Genomic DNA, 14,247 nt, shown 5'->3' with positions numbered 1-14,247 from the left:
CTGCTTGTCCCGTTTCGGGGTAGTATGCCTCATATTCAGTAAGGTCGGAGCGTCGCTGCTTAACTGTACCCCGCTTAATTTCGCGTGAAATCGTACTTGGATGACGGCCAAGTTGCCGTGCTATATAGCGTATTGAGCGCTTCTCACCCAAAAGTGCTTTGATAATTCCGCGCTCATAGGCATTTAGGTGTTCAAAAGACCGTGCAGATGTGGTACACTGTTCTTGGACTTCCATGGCAGAACCCTCCTGTATGGTTTGGATTGAGTCCCCTCATCATACCGGAATTCTACGTGGGAGTCCTTTTTTCATCTTTTGCTGTTGCATTTCATTTTACAATGAACCAAAAAGAAAAAAATGAAAATTATAAAAATCCAAGCAGGAAAACAGCAATTAATGTAGAAGCAGAAGGTGGAAAAGGTTGGATGCTTTTGTTTGTTCATATATATGAAATAAGTTCATATACATGAATATCCGGCAATCTTCGCTTTCCCCGAAAGCAGTTTAGGGCGTATACGCGTTGGTTCGCATGTATTAAATTGTTCTACATTATGAACTAAGTTCATATATATGTAAAAATACGGCTAGCTTTGGAAGCTAATTCACCAATTACCGGTGCGCTGCCGCTCTTAAAGATAACCAGGGCAGAAGCGGAGCGCCCTACAGATAGCAAAGGAGGTGCTGCCATGGGAAAATCCAGGGCTATTGTCATGAAAAAAAGCGATAATGTCGCTACGGCCGTCGAAGAAATTGCCCCGGGCACGGAAGTGGAATTGGTTATTGAAGGACAGAAAATAGCGGTGCTGGTAACGGAAAGGATCCCCTTCGGCCACAAATTTGCCATCAGGGATATTGCCAGAGACGAAAAGGTAATCAAATACGGTGAAACAATCGGCGTTGCCACCCAGGCAATAAAGATGGGTCAGCATACCCATGTCCACAATATGGCCGGCTGTCGCGGCCGCGGCGATTTAACGGGTTAACCTTTCATGGCCAATGCCGAAACGCAATCTGATAATGGGGTGATCAAATGAATTTTATGGGTTTTCTTCGACCCGACGGCGCGGTGGGGATTCGCAACCATGTCCTGATTATGCCTACCGTCGTTTGCGCCAATCAGGTGGCAAGGGCGATTGCCCTCAATGTCAAAGGAACCACCTGGTTTGAGCACCAGCACGGCTGTTCCCAGCTCGCCCCGGACGCGGCACAGACGGCGCGAGCCCTGATCGGGCACGGGGCTCATCCCAATGTTTACGGTGTAGTGGTCGTCGGTCTGGGCTGCGAAGTTGTGCGGGCCCAGGATGTGGCGGCAGAAATAAAAAAACAATGCCCCTATAAGCCTGTGCACCTGGTTATCATTCAGGAGGAGGGCGGCTCGTACAAAGCCATCCAGGCCGGGGCGGCCGCCGCGCATAACATGGTTTTGGCCGCATCTAGCCTCAAGCGCCAGCCAATTCCTGTCCGGGAACTTATTCTCGGCACGGAGTGCGGCGGTTCGGATGCTTGCTCGGGCCTGTCGGCCAATCCGGCCCTGGGTGTTGCCAGCGATATGCTGGTGGACGCCGGCGGCACTTCGATTTTGGCGGAAACGCCGGAACTCATCGGGGCAGAGCATATCATTGCCGCGCGGGCGGTTAACGCAAACGTGGCCCGCCGCTGTTACGAGACGATCAGGGCGTATGAGGATTCCGCCAAGGCCATGGGCGTTGACATGCGGGGCGGCAACCCGACGCCCGGCAATATCGAGGGCGGCCTTTCCTCCATTGAAGAAAAGTCGTTGGGGTGTGTCTATAAAGCGGGCACGCGGCCGCTGCAAGACGTAATCGGTTGGGCCGAAAAAATTACGAAGAAAGGGCTTATTTTCATGAATACGCCGGGCAATGATATCGAGCAGCTGACGGGAATGGTCGCCGGCGGCTGCCACCTCTGCGTATTTACAACCGGCCGCGGTACGCCGACCGGCTCACCGATCGCCCCGACCATTAAAGTCGCCACCAACACCCCGATGTACGAACGGATGAAAGACAACATGGATATTAATGCCGGGACGATTATAACCGGCGAAGAAACGGTGGAACAAGTCGGCCGGCGCATATTCGCCGAAATGCTCGAAGTTGCTTCCGGGAAGCTGACCAAGGCGGAAATTCTCGGCCACAACGACTTCGGCATTTGGCGCATCGGCCCGACGATGTGAAGGAGGAGCAGTATGGCGCTACTGAAAGAACGACTCAAAAACGGGGAGCGGCTGTTCGGACCGTTTGTAAACCTTTGCCATCCGGCCGTGCTGGAAATTGCCGGTAATGCCGGGTTTGATTTTGCCATTATTGACACCGAACATGGCGAAATCTCGTCCGACCGGGCGGTGGATATGGTGCGGGCGGCGAAGCTGGCCGGGGTTAGCCCGGTGATCAGGGTTTACGGCAATCAGCCCGAGCTTATTGCCAAAGCGCTGGATATCGGGGCGGAAGGCGTGCAGGTTCCGCAGGTGAGTACCAAGGCGGAAGCAATGGCCGCCGTTAAAGCCGCCAAATTCTCCCCGGAGGGAGCGCGGGGTTGCAACCGGTATGTGCGGGCGGCCCGCTATTCGGCCGCTGACAAGTTTAGCTATTTCGCCAGCGCCAACCAGGAGACCGCGGTCATTATCCAGGTGGAAGGCAAGGAAGGGATTGCCAACCTGCCGGATATTCTTACCGTGCCGGGGATCGACGTCTTATTTATCGGACCGTATGACCTTTCCGCTTCGCTCGGAATACCCGGGCAGGTAGACCATCCGCAGCTGGTGGCCGAAATGCAGAAAAACATGGAACTGGCGCGCGCGGCCGGGGTGGCAATCGGCTTTTTCGTCGACGATGTCGCAAGCGCGGTCAAGTGGAAGAACTGGGGCGTGCAATATATTTCCTTTGCGGCTGACGTCGGCCTGCTTTATGAGGTGTTTCGGGAAAAAGTCATGGCTTTTAAAAACGGTTAGGCTTTACCGGTAAAGATTCGGATTTGGTTAGTTTGCTTGAGCTTAGGGGTCTCCCCAGGGAGGAATTGTTATGGGGATTATTCAGGAATTATTGGCCAATGTGCCGTTGCCGCGGTTAGTCAAGGTATATCAAAAATTTCCCGCCGCGCAAGTGGTCGATTTGCCGCAATGCTTGCGCCAGGAACTGGCCAAGCAGGGGGTAGGCGACCGCATCAGGCCCGGCATGCGGATTGCCGTGGCCGTTGGCAGCAGAGGAATAGCCGAGATCCAGACCATTACGCGGGTAACGGTTGAAGAAATCAAGCGAAGGGGCGGCGTCCCCTTCATTGTACCGGCCATGGGCAGTCACGGCGGGGCGACGGCCGAAGGTCAGCGGCAGGTCCTGGCTAATCTCGGCATCACGGAAGACAGCGTCGGTTGTCCGATTGTATCAGCGATGGATGTGGTAGAAGTAGGGCGGTTGGCCAATGGTCTGCCGGTACTGATTGACAAGAACGCTTACGAGGCCGACGGGATTGTCGTAATTAACCGGGTCAAGCCGCATACCGCCTTCCATGGGCCGTGCGAGAGCGGTCTGGCTAAGATGATCACCATCGGGCTCGGCAAGCAGAAAGGGGCAGACGCCTGCCACGCCTATGGCTTTAAGCATATGGCCGAACATGTGGTGGAAATGGCCAAAATCAAGCTGGCGCGTACCCGCATCCTGTTCGGGGTGGCCACCGTCGAAAACGCCTACGACCGTGTGGCCAAGATCGCGGCCGTGCCGGCGGAAGAAATTATCGCGACCGACCAACGGCTGCTTCGCGAAGCGAGGGCGCACATGCCGCGGATTATGTTTGACCCGATCGATGTCCTGATTGTCGACCGTATCGGCAAGGAAATTTCCGGTGACGGCATGGACCCCAACATAACCGGGCGCTATCCCACGCCGTACGCCAGCGGCGGCCCGGCGGTCAACAAGCTGGTGGTGCTCGACCTGACCGATAAAACCCATGGCAACGCCAACGGCATCGGCGCCGCCGATTTTACCACCCGCAAACTGGTGGCTAAAGTCGACTGGGAGTATACCTATGCCAATGCCTTGACGTCTACAATCTGCGAGCCGGTACGCATCCCCATGGTGCTGGCCTCGGACAAAGAGGCAATCCTCGCCGCGATCAAAACAAGCTATGCCCGTGACCTCGCCAAAGTCCGGCTGGTAAGGATCAAGGACACGCTTCACTTAGGGGAAATCTACATTTCCGAGGCATTGCTGGCACAGGCGCGGGCCAATCCGGCCATTGAAATTTGCGGTGAGCCGACGGACATGAGGTTTGATGCGCAAGGCAATCTGCTGGACTAAACAGGAGGGGATTTTATGCGGCAAAAATGCCAAGACGCCAGGAAACTGTGGGCCCAGGTGGACGCGCTGCGGCTGGGGATGAATTGGTCGGAGGAAGATACCGAAAAGCCGCATATTTTAGTGGACGATGTCTTTGGTGAAAGCCACCCTGGCAGTTTTCACCTCGACATGCTCAGCGAAGAGGCGGCGATCGGCATTTATGAGGCCGGCGGGAAACCGGCCCGGCACCATGTCACCGATATCTGCGACGGTTGGGGCCAGGGCCATGACGGCATGAACTACATATTGGCGTCGCGCGAGGTAATCGCCGACATGGTGGAGCTGCACGCCTCGGTAATACCCTGGGACGGCATGGTCCTTATCTCCAGCTGCGATAAGTCGATACCCGCCCATCTAATGGCGGCCGCCCGGGTAGATATTCCCACTATTCATATTCCCGGCGGCTCGATGCGCAGCGGGCCGGGGATAACCACCTCCGGCCTGGCCGGGCCGATATCGGCCAAAGCCAAAAAGGGCCAAATTGCCGACGCTGAGATCCGCAACTATAAACTTACGGGCTGCCCATCGTGCGGCGCCTGTCAGTTCATGGGGACGGCCAGCACCATGCAGTGTATGGCGGAAGCGCTGGGGCTGGCGCTGCCGGGCAGCGCTTTGCTGCCGGCGACGTTTACCGAAATTCGCCGCATTGCCCGACTAGCGGGCCGCCAGGTTGTCCGGCTGGCTGAGCAGGGAATCACCGCGGCCAAGATCCTTACCAAGGACGCTTTTGTCAACGCCATTAAAGTGCACGCGGCCATCGGCGGCAGTACCAACGCCCTGATTCATCTGCCGGCCATTGCCCATGAGCTGGGGATGACCATTGAGCCTGAAATGTTTGACCAGGCGAGCCGGGAAATCCCCTATCTGGCCAACGTGCAGCCCAGCGGCCAGTACGTGACCGAGCTGTTCTGGTTCGCCGGGGGCATCCCGCTGGTACAGTGGTATATTAAGGATCACCTTAACCTGGATGTCATGACCGTAACCGGCAAGACGCTTGGGGAAAACCTTGAGCAGCTCTGGCAGGACGGCTTCTTTGACCGGTGCCACCAGCATCTTAAAACGTTTGGCCTTTCCCCTGACGATGTTATCAGACCGGTAAGCAAAGCCAAACAGTACGGTTCGATCGCGATCCTGAAAGGCAATATCGCTCCCGACGGTGCGGTGATCAAATATTCGGCCGTTGTTCCGTCGATGCACCGCCACACCGGGCCGGCGGCCGTGTTTGACAGCGAGGAAGCGGCGCAGCAAGCGATTATTGCCGGGAAGATTAAACCCGGCGACGTGGTCATCATCCGCTACGAAGGGCCACGAGGCTCAGGGGCGCCGGAAATGTTTATGACAACCGACGCGATCGTCTTTGACGAAGCATTGAACGGCACTGTCGCCCTGGTAACCGACGGCCGCTTCTCCGGGGCGACGCGGGGGCCGTGCGTCGGCCATGTTTCCCCGGAGGCCGCGGAGGGCGGACCGCTGGCCCTAGTGGAAGACAATGACCTGATCGAAATCAATATTCCGGGGCGAGAGCTTAACCTTGTCGGTGTCGGCGGGGAAAGAAAGTCGCCGGCGGAAATTGCCACTATCCTGGCCGCCCGCAAGGCTGCCTGGCGAGCTCCCGAGCGTCCGCTCCGGAAAGGTATTCTTAAACAATTTACGGAAAAGGCCGCTTCCTTGATGGCCGGTGCCTATACAAAGTGATTTACGGCAACAATCCTACCTAAGTGGCAATTGGAAAGTAAAAAGTGGTGGAACGTTCTGCTTTCCATTGCTGTTGTGTCAATCATACATTACGGGAAGTGCGGAGGGAAGCAAGATGAGGAAATATAATCGGGTCGGGCCAAACCATATTGCGGAGTTAAAGGCCATCGTCGGCGAAAAAAACGTCCTTACCGACCCCGATAAACTTATAACCTACAGCCAGGACGAGGTAACCGACGCCCGCTACCACCATATGCCGGAAGTGGTGGTCTTTCCGGAAACCAGAGACCAGGTGGCGGAAATTATCCGTCTGGCCAACCGGGAGCTCATTCCCGTTACCCCGCGGGGCGCCGGTACCGGTCTGGCCGCCGGCGCGGCGCCGATGTACGGCGGCATTGTCTTGTCGTTGGAAAAGATGAACAAAATTATCGAAGTCAATGCCGAGCATATGTACATGGTGGTAGAGCCGGGCGTCAGGACGAAGGATGTCCAGCAGGCCGCTGCCGCTGTTGGCTTATTGTACGCCGGCGATCCATCCAGCGGCGACAACTGCTTCATCGGCGGCAATATCGCAACCAATGCCGGGGGCAACAAAGCCGTGAAATACGGCACCACCCGCCACCAAGTCTATGCGGTCGAAATCGTGACGCCTACCGGAGAAATAACCGAATTAGGCGGACTGCTGAACAAAAGCACTTCCGGCTACTGCCTGGAACAGCTGATTATGGGCTCGGAAGGAACGCTGGGGATTATCACCAAGGCGACGCTGAAATTAATTCCGCTGCCCCCCTATAAAATGGATTTTCTCGCCGTTTTCCCGGATACCGAAACGGCGATTGATACGGTATTCAAACTCCTAAAGGCCGGTATCGACCCGACTTCGCTCGAGTACATGGACAACGAGGCCGTCAATGTCTGCGCCCGTTATCTCAAAGTGGGCCTGCCGCATCAAGAGGATGGCAACTACCTTATTATTACCGTCGAAACAAGCACCGAGGAGGAGCTGGAAGATAAGGCCGCCCGCATTGACGAAATCTGCACCGCGGGTGGGGCAATTGCCACGCTGGTCCCCGATTCTAAGACCATCTGGGCCGCCCGGCGGGCCTTTGGCGACGCGAACCGCGAAGAAAGCTACATTCACAGCCCCGAAGACCTTGTGGTGCCGGTTAAACACCTGGCGTACGCCATGCGGGAAATAACCCGGATCTGTAAACAACATGAGGCAGTAGGGCGGGTGGTGGCTCACGCCGGCGACGGTAATCTGCACCTGACGATCATGCAGGGCAATATCCCGGCTGAAGAGTGGCCAACCAAAATTGACGAAATCCTCCATGATCTATTTGCTTTCGTGTACAGCATCGGCGGGAGAATGTCAGGCGAACACGGCATTGGGTCCAAGCGGGTAAAGTGGATGCACCGGTTTGCCGACCCGGTCCAGCTGAAAATGATGCAGGCCATCAAAAAAGCGCTGGATCCCAATCTCATTTTGAACCCGGGGACGGTGTTCGAAGTAGATTAGGCAAGTCAGGCGCCAAAGACAATACTCGCCGCAAACTTTGAAAGAGGAGGCAAGAGAATGAGCAAAAAATTCATGCTAGGCAATGAGGCGATCGCGCGGGCGGCCGTAGCGGCTGGAGTCAGGGTGGTGGCCGGCTACCCGGGAACGCCGGCGACGGAGATTGTTGAGCATTGCGCTGAGTTCCCGCACGTTTACGCCGAATGGTCGGCCAATGAAAAACACGCCTTTGAGGTCGCGGGCGGCGCCTGCCTTACCAACCAACGGGCCATGGCCGTGATGAAGCATAACGGCACCAACGCCGCGGCTGATTATCTTATGCACATAAACTTTACCGGCGTCAGGGCCGGGCTGGTGCTGGTTTCATCTGACGACCCCGGCGGCCTGTCGTCCCAATGCGAAGAGGACACTCGCATCCTGATTCATACCTACGCCCACTTGCCGGTCTTTGACCCGTCCAGCGTCCAGGAAGCCTATGATATGACCAAAGCGGCGTTTGAACTGTCTGAACAGACCGAGCTGGTTTTTGCCCTGCGGCCGGTCATGCGGATCAATCACGCCGGCGGCATGGTCGAGTATACCGATGTTATCCCTGAAGGCCGCAAGAGCGAGTTTGTCATCGACCGCAAGCGCTTTGTCATGTCCGCGGTGGTAGAAAAGGAGTCGGGCGGCGAGCTTCGGCCCAAGATGCGGCACCGTTGGCTAAATAGCAAACAGGCCGAGCTGAAGGCGCTCATGGAAGAATCGCCGTTTAACCGGGTAGAAGAGGCCGACGGCGAGGTAGGGTTCATCGGCTGCGGCATTGGCTACGCCTTTTTGAAAGAGGCCGAACAAATTTACGGGCAAAAGCTGCCCATCCTAAAACTTTCGACCCTGCCGCTGCCGGAGAAGAAAGTGCTCAGCTTTGTCAAGGGGCGCAAACGGGTGGTCGTGTTTGAAGAAATCGAGCCGGTGGTAGAACGGCTGATTAAACAGCTGTGTTTTGAAAATGGAGTAATGGTCGAGGTGCTCGGGCGCGAGACTTATTTGCCGAAAGAAGGCGAACTGACTACCAATGTCGTGCTCACGGCCATTGAGAGTGCTTTGGTCGGCAAGCCTTATCCGGCGCCGCCGCAAGGTAAATATATTCCGGCCCGGACCCGCACCCAGTGCTCGGGCTGCAGTCACCGCGGGCTACTCATTGCCCTGAAAGAGGTGGTACGGCAAAACGGCGGCATCGTTACCGGCGATATTGGCTGCCATGATGCCGGCACGTTTGAGCCTATGAACCTCCAGGCCACCATCTATTGCATGGGATCGTCCATCCCGATGGCCTACGGCATCAAGGCCGCCGGGTTTGCCAAACCGGTATACGCTTTGATCGGCGACTCGACCTTCTTTCACAATGGCCTGACCGGCCTGGCCAGCGCCATTTACAACCGGGCCGATATTACCGTCGTCATCGCCTATAACTCGACGACCGCCATGACCGGCTTCCAGCCCCATCCCGGCAGTCCCAGCAACCTAAATGACCGGATCAGCCCCATGGACCCGGGGGTAGTGGCCGCGGCCATGGGCGCCAAGGTCTTCCGCTGCAATCCCTATAACGTGGACGAAACGATAAAGGTCATTACCGCAGCGACGGCGGAAAAGGGCGTCAAGGTAGTTGTCGCCGAGGCGCTGTGTTATCTCCGGTTCGGACGGGAAGGGCAACTATCCTTCACGCCCAGGCAGGTAACAGTCAATACCGACATCTGCAACGGCTGCAGCCTCTGCGTGCGGACGTTCGGCTGCCCGGCCATCACCATCGTCGACGGCAAAGCGGTCATCGAAGCGAGCGCCTGCAACGGCTGCGGCGTATGTACTTTCGTATGCAAGAAGGGGGCACTGCAATGAAATTTGATTTAGTCATCGCCGGGGTTGGCGGCCAGGGCAATATCCTCGCTTCCCAAGTCATTGCCCAATGCGCCATGGATGCCGGCTACAATGTCGTAAACACCGAGACCAAAGGCGCCGCCCAGCGCGGCGGGTCGGTTCTCTCCCATGTGCGTTTGGCCGACCGCGAAATCTTTTCGCCGGTAGTGCCCCTGGGCCAGGCCGATGTGCTGCTGGGCTTCGAACCGCTGGAGGCGCTGCGCTACATCAATCTTCTCAATAAAAACGGCCAGTACATTATCAATACGGCGGCGGTACCGACCATCCTGGCCAATCTGAAGGTGGATGTTTACCCTTCGACCGACGAGATACTGGCCGAGGTTGCCGGCAAGGGCCTTAACGGTTATTTGATCAACGCCACCCAGGCGGCCAAGGAGCTCGGCAATGTTCTTTTGACCAACGTCGTTATGCTCGGCGCCTTCACCGCCATTTCCGACGTGCTGCCGGCCGAGGCCGTCCTCAATAAGCTGCTGTCAAAGGTAGACCCGAAATATCACGATGCAGACATCGCGGCCTTCAACCGCGGCCGCGACATCATCCAAGCCAAGCAGCAAGGGTAAAAAACCGACCGTTATTTAATAGGGGAGGAGTAAGGATATGCGCTTTGAGTTGACCGAAGAGCAAAAAATGATCCAGAAAATGGTCCGCGAGTTTGCCGAACAGGAAGTCGCCCCTGGGGCAGCCGAGCGGGACGAGAAGGAAGAGTTTTCGCGGGCGCTGTATGACGCCATGGGCGAACTCGGCCTGACCGGCATCTGTTTTCCCGAACAGTACGGCGGGGCCGGCGGCGACTATCTGAGTTATATTCTGGCGGTGGAAGAAGTGTCCCGCGCCGACGACAGCGTCGGGGTAACCCTTGCCACTTCCGTTTCCCTTTGCCAGTGGCCCATCTTTGCCTACGGCACCGAAGAACAGAAACAAAAATATCTCGTTCCCCTGATAAAAGGCAAGAAACTGGGCGCGTTTGGCCTGACCGAACCTAATGCCGGCACCGATGCCGCCAGCCAGCAAACAACGGCGGTTTTGGACGGCGACCATTATGTGCTGAACGGCAGTAAAATCTTCATCACTAACGGCGGCGAAGCAGAAATTTATGTTGTTTTCGCCATGACCGACAAAACCAAGGGGGTCAAAGGGATCAGCGCCTTTATCCTGGAAAAGGGCATGCCTGGCTTTACCTTCGGCAAAAAAGAGCACAAGATGGGCATCCGCGCCTCCCAGACCATGGAACTTATCTTCCAGGACGTCAAGGTACCCAGGGAAAACCTGCTCGGTAAGGAAGGGGAAGGGTTTAAAATCGCCATGAGCACCCTTGACGGCGGCCGGATCGGTATTGCCGCCCAAGCCCTCGGCATTGCCCAGGCCGCGCTCGACCATGCCGTGAAGTATGCCAAGGAACGGGTGCAGTTCGGAAAACCCATTGCCAGCAACCAGGCGATCGCCTTTATGTTAGCCGATATGGCCACCGAGATTGACGCGGCCCGGCTTTTGACGTACCGCGCCGCCTATGCCAAAGATCAGGGGCGGCCGTTCTCCAAGGAAGCGGCGATGGCCAAGATGTACGCTTCGGACGTGGCGATGCGGGTTACCACCGATGCCGTCCAGATCTTCGGCGGCTATGGTTATACCCGGGAGTATCCGGTTGAACGGCTGATGCGCAACGCCAAGATAACCCAAATCTATGAAGGTACCAATCAGGTGCAGCGGATGGTAATTTCCGGCGCGCTGCTGCGCTAATTAACAAAAGCTAAGGCGTGTCGGCCAAGGTGCGGGCCTTTTGTCTACGAACGCAAGCCGCACCTCAAGCCTAAAAGTCGGAATATTAAAAATAAAACCAACAAAAAGCCGCCCGGCGCGGCAATAAGCAGGGGGAGGATTTCATGGGACTGGAGGCAATTAGGCAAAAACCGCGCAGTCAGGTGGTCGCCCGGGGACTCGCCGTTATTGGCTTCCTGGCCTTGACGGCAATGGCCTATGTTCAAGCTAACTACATTATAGCGGCGCTGTTCACCTTGCCGGCGGTTTATTATTGGCGCAAGCTGGTGAAATCCTCCCCAAGTGACCGCTGCAGGGCTGAGCGGCCGGCTGCCCCCGTTGATGTGGATATCGTCAAAAGCGAACTTAGGGAGATGCAGGCCTACTACCGGCGCCTCAAAAAAGGCTGGCTTTGGGTCGGTATCCTGGGGTGGGGCTGTACGGCGCTGTTGGCATTAGCTGCCCCCTCCATTTTTCTTATTGTCGTTGTAGGATTGGCGGGATACGCCAGCTACGCCTATATGCGATGCCGGAGCGCGATTAAGCTGATTGAAACCGGTCTTGGGAAGGGAGGTTGAGCGGGGAATAAACCGGACGCGAAAGTCGCCTTGATCGCATTGTTGTTTATAAAGGAGGGACAAAAGGATGAGTGAAAAAGCGTTGTTTAAGTATCCGGAACCGGATGAGAGGTTGCTGGGAGGCTGGAAGGGATTGCTCGCCTTCATGGGACCCGGGTTTATCCTTGCGTCAGCGACGGTCGGCAGCGGCGAAGTCTTTTTCGCGCCGCGCGGTGCCGCCATTTTTGGCTACGGCATTTTATGGTGCCTGCTGCTGGGCGCACTGGCTAAAGGGTTTATGAGCTATTCAGGAACGCGCTATATTGTCCTAACCGGCGAACATCCGGTCGCCAGATGGGGCCAGCTCTTCCCCGGCCCGAAAAACTGGTTCCCTGTGCTGATGGGCCTATTGGCCATTGCCAGCTTCCCGTCCTGGGTAGGCGGGCTGGCCAACCTGCTCGGCAACATGACAATGATGCTCACGGGTGGGTCCTTGTCGGTTCCGCTGTGGGCGACCATCTATATTCTTGGAACTTTGGCCATTGTTCTCGCCGGCGGTTATAGCTGGGTGGAAAAATCGCAAACGGCGATTGTTGTCACGATGGTTATTACTACTTTGATCGCTTTGTTTGCGTCCAAACCGGCGTGGGGCCAGATCCTGCTCGGCATGATTCCCAGCCTGCCTGTGTATGAACCGTGGGTCGTGGCCAAATATCCGGACGTAGCCAGCCGGAAAATCTGGCTGGAGATGGTGGCCTATGTCGGCGCTATCGGCGGCGGCATCTACGACTACATCGGCTATGTCGGCCTGTATCGGGCCAAAGGCTGGGGCGTGTTTGGCCTGCCCAACTTCCGGGAAATAGAAGAGAAAATCCTGACCGCGAAATGTGACAAGACCTTGCCGCTGCCTACCGAAAAGGAAGAAGTAACCAAAGCCATGACGTGGCTAAAGGCCGCGCAAGTCGACACGACAGTCAGTTTTGGCGCTCTGCTCCTCATTACCGTTGCTTTCACCGCGCTGGGGGCGGCGATGCTCCACACCGCGCAACTCATTCCCGCCGGGAACAAGCTGCTTGAGCACCAGGCGCGGTTCCTCACTTTTCTCCATCCGTCGCTGGTTTATCTTTATTACCTGGGCGTGTGGTGCGCCCTGTGGGGTACGCTCTACAGCATAATGGAGCTCTATCCTTCCACTACCTATGAGACCTTCGCGCCCGTGTTTAAGTGGGTCCGGGAAAAGGGGCGGCAAGGCTGCGCCAAGTTTGTTTATGTATATATTGTTGCGGTCGGCCTGGCCTACAACTGGTTCGGGTTCAACGTTGTCACCATCCTCACCATCGGCGGCCTGCTGGGTGGCACCCTTGGCTGCGGGCTATGGGCGCTGGCCCAGGTGTGGACGGAAAGCAGAATGCTGCCGCTGGAGTACCGGATGGCCCCGTGGGTCAGGTATGCCACGATTGCATCAGGGCTGTTCCTGCTTACCATGGCCGCTTTATCAATCGGGCAGCAGTTTGGGTTTATCAAGTAAATAATAGGGAATAAAAAGCAGGAGGTAATGCGGCGAAGGCCGGCATTGCCTCCTGCTAATTTTTATAAGCGGTAATTTTTCCGAAAATCCTATTCACAAGTGATGATGTTTATGCTAACATTGATAGCAATCTAATTGAATACAAGATACACGCCCCATACGGACAAAATTGTAACACGTGGCAGCTGGGGCAGATAGTAGGTTGGTATTTTGTTAAGTAATATGGTTGTTTATTTTGCCTTATCAGGTTTTAAAGGAGGATGGTAGCATGGTTCATTGGCGGGTAGTTATTCGCCAACACCGGTTGTATTGGCCTTGCGCGTTTTGACTAAATACTGGTTTGCGCAATGCGGGTAGTATGGTAGGAAGGAGTTGCTTGTCAATGAAAAATATCGTTTTGATTGGCTTCATGGGCACCGGAAAAACAACCACTGGACGCATCCTGGCCAATCAATTGGGACGGACGTTTATCGATATCGATCAGGAAATAGAAGCGAAGTGCAAGTTAAGGGTGGAAGAGATCTTTGCCATTCATGGGGAGCCGTTTTTCCGCGAACAGGAACGATGCGCGATACAAGCTGTTTCCCGTTATGATAACGCGGTGGTGGCCACTGGGGGTGGCGCGGTGCTTTATCCGGAGAATGTTAAATGGCTGAAACAAAATAGTGTCGTGATTTGTCTCCAGGCAGCGCCGGAGGTAATTTTGCGGCGCGTGGAAAATGACAAGGTTCAGCGGCCGCTGCTGAAAAGACCGGACAAATTACAGGCGATCGAACAACTGCTGCAAGAGCGGACCAGACATTACGCCGTTGCGGATTTTGCCATCGAAACGAGTACGATTACCCCCTTGCGGGTTTCGGAACTGATTATTGGCTTTTTGCGGGCCAGGGGCGAACTCGCTTGATTAATATCTCTGCAAATTAGGGGGTAATGCT

The 14,247-nt window shown here is 55.9% G+C and carries 13 protein-coding genes; 12 read left to right on the top strand and 1 reads right to left on the bottom strand.

From position 1 onward, the window contains the following. Positions 1–235: helix-turn-helix domain-containing protein (locus BLQ99_RS08245; RefSeq protein WP_143005886.1), on the bottom strand; the 235-nt coding region annotated here is incomplete at its 3' end. Between the two features lie 449 nt (positions 236–684). Here BLQ99_RS08245 and BLQ99_RS08240 point away from each other — a divergent pair. The 12 genes from BLQ99_RS08240 (at position 685) to BLQ99_RS08185 (ending at position 14,216) form a co-directional block, all read left to right on the top strand. Then, positions 685–981, top strand: a complete 297-nt coding sequence (locus BLQ99_RS08240; RefSeq protein WP_093689937.1) for a UxaA family hydrolase — start codon at positions 685–687, stop codon at positions 979–981. Between the two features lie 47 nt (positions 982–1,028). After that, complete coding sequence (locus BLQ99_RS08235) at positions 1,029–2,192, top strand: UxaA family hydrolase (protein WP_093689935.1); 1,164 nt, start codon at positions 1,029–1,031, stop codon at positions 2,190–2,192. Positions 2,193–2,204: 12 nt separating this feature from the next. Next, positions 2,205–2,966, top strand: coding sequence for an HpcH/HpaI aldolase family protein (locus BLQ99_RS08230; RefSeq protein ID WP_093689933.1), 762 nt, complete (start codon positions 2,205–2,207; stop codon positions 2,964–2,966). Between the two features lie 70 nt (positions 2,967–3,036). Then, entirely contained in the window at positions 3,037–4,308 is a 1,272-nt protein-coding gene (locus BLQ99_RS08225; protein ID WP_093689931.1) for a nickel pincer cofactor-dependent isomerase, group 22, read from the top strand. 15 nt (positions 4,309–4,323) lie between these two features. After that, positions 4,324–6,042 (top strand): dihydroxy-acid dehydratase, encoded by a 1,719-nt coding sequence (gene ilvD, locus BLQ99_RS08220; protein ID WP_093689929.1) that lies wholly within the window; start codon positions 4,324–4,326, stop codon positions 6,040–6,042. 115 nt (positions 6,043–6,157) lie between these two features. After that, on the top strand, positions 6,158–7,561 hold the full coding sequence (locus BLQ99_RS08215; protein WP_093689927.1) for an FAD-binding oxidoreductase: 1,404 nt from the start codon (positions 6,158–6,160) through the stop codon (positions 7,559–7,561). A gap of 57 nt (positions 7,562–7,618) precedes the next feature. Continuing rightward, on the top strand, positions 7,619–9,433 hold the full coding sequence (locus tag BLQ99_RS08210) for a thiamine pyrophosphate-dependent enzyme (protein ID WP_093689925.1): 1,815 nt from the start codon (positions 7,619–7,621) through the stop codon (positions 9,431–9,433). Continuing rightward, positions 9,430–10,032: an indolepyruvate oxidoreductase subunit beta gene (locus tag BLQ99_RS08205; RefSeq protein ID WP_171904636.1), complete on the top strand. Its 603-nt coding sequence runs from the start codon at positions 9,430–9,432 to the stop codon at positions 10,030–10,032. Before BLQ99_RS08210 ends, BLQ99_RS08205 begins: the two co-directional genes overlap by 4 nt. A gap of 37 nt (positions 10,033–10,069) precedes the next feature. Continuing rightward, entirely contained in the window at positions 10,070–11,209 is a 1,140-nt protein-coding gene (locus BLQ99_RS08200) for an acyl-CoA dehydrogenase (protein WP_093689921.1), read from the top strand. A 143-nt stretch (positions 11,210–11,352) separates the two neighbouring features. Next, positions 11,353–11,805 (top strand): hypothetical protein, encoded by a 453-nt coding sequence (locus BLQ99_RS08195; RefSeq protein ID WP_093689919.1) that lies wholly within the window; start codon positions 11,353–11,355, stop codon positions 11,803–11,805. 67 nt (positions 11,806–11,872) lie between these two features. Next, positions 11,873–13,312 (top strand): Nramp family divalent metal transporter, encoded by a 1,440-nt coding sequence (locus BLQ99_RS08190; RefSeq protein ID WP_093689917.1) that lies wholly within the window; start codon positions 11,873–11,875, stop codon positions 13,310–13,312. 382 nt (positions 13,313–13,694) lie between these two features. Further along, positions 13,695–14,216 (top strand): shikimate kinase, encoded by a 522-nt coding sequence (locus BLQ99_RS08185; RefSeq protein WP_093689916.1) that lies wholly within the window; start codon positions 13,695–13,697, stop codon positions 14,214–14,216. Positions 14,217–14,247: the final 31 nt, after the last annotated feature.

Origin of the sequence: Sporolituus thermophilus DSM 23256 (assembly GCF_900102435.1) — a bacterium.
In the GTDB taxonomy this organism is placed as follows: Bacteria; Bacillota; Negativicutes; order Sporomusales; family Thermosinaceae; genus Thermosinus; species Thermosinus thermophilus.
The sequence above is the reverse complement of the archived record's forward strand: the minus strand, read 5'-3'. Positions and strand labels throughout refer to the sequence as shown.

Excerpts from the sequence above, each read along its gene's own strand:
- BLQ99_RS08240 (WP_093689937.1), top strand. The coding sequence starts at position 685 with ATGGGAAAATCCAGGGCTATTGTCATGAAAAAAAGCGATAATGTCGCT.
- BLQ99_RS08235 (WP_093689935.1), top strand. The coding sequence starts at position 1,029 with ATGAATTTTATGGGTTTTCTTCGACCCGACGGCGCGGTGGGGATTCGC.
- BLQ99_RS08230 (WP_093689933.1), top strand. The coding sequence starts at position 2,205 with ATGGCGCTACTGAAAGAACGACTCAAAAACGGGGAGCGGCTGTTCGGA.
- BLQ99_RS08225 (WP_093689931.1), top strand. The coding sequence starts at position 3,037 with ATGGGGATTATTCAGGAATTATTGGCCAATGTGCCGTTGCCGCGGTTA.
- ilvD (WP_093689929.1), top strand. The coding sequence starts at position 4,324 with ATGCGGCAAAAATGCCAAGACGCCAGGAAACTGTGGGCCCAGGTGGAC.
- BLQ99_RS08215 (WP_093689927.1), top strand. The coding sequence starts at position 6,158 with ATGAGGAAATATAATCGGGTCGGGCCAAACCATATTGCGGAGTTAAAG.
- BLQ99_RS08210 (WP_093689925.1), top strand. The coding sequence starts at position 7,619 with ATGAGCAAAAAATTCATGCTAGGCAATGAGGCGATCGCGCGGGCGGCC.
- BLQ99_RS08205 (WP_171904636.1), top strand. The coding sequence starts at position 9,430 with ATGAAATTTGATTTAGTCATCGCCGGGGTTGGCGGCCAGGGCAATATC.
- BLQ99_RS08200 (WP_093689921.1), top strand. The coding sequence starts at position 10,070 with ATGCGCTTTGAGTTGACCGAAGAGCAAAAAATGATCCAGAAAATGGTC.
- BLQ99_RS08195 (WP_093689919.1), top strand. The coding sequence starts at position 11,353 with ATGGGACTGGAGGCAATTAGGCAAAAACCGCGCAGTCAGGTGGTCGCC.
- BLQ99_RS08190 (WP_093689917.1), top strand. The coding sequence starts at position 11,873 with ATGAGTGAAAAAGCGTTGTTTAAGTATCCGGAACCGGATGAGAGGTTG.
- BLQ99_RS08185 (WP_093689916.1), top strand. The coding sequence starts at position 13,695 with ATGAAAAATATCGTTTTGATTGGCTTCATGGGCACCGGAAAAACAACC.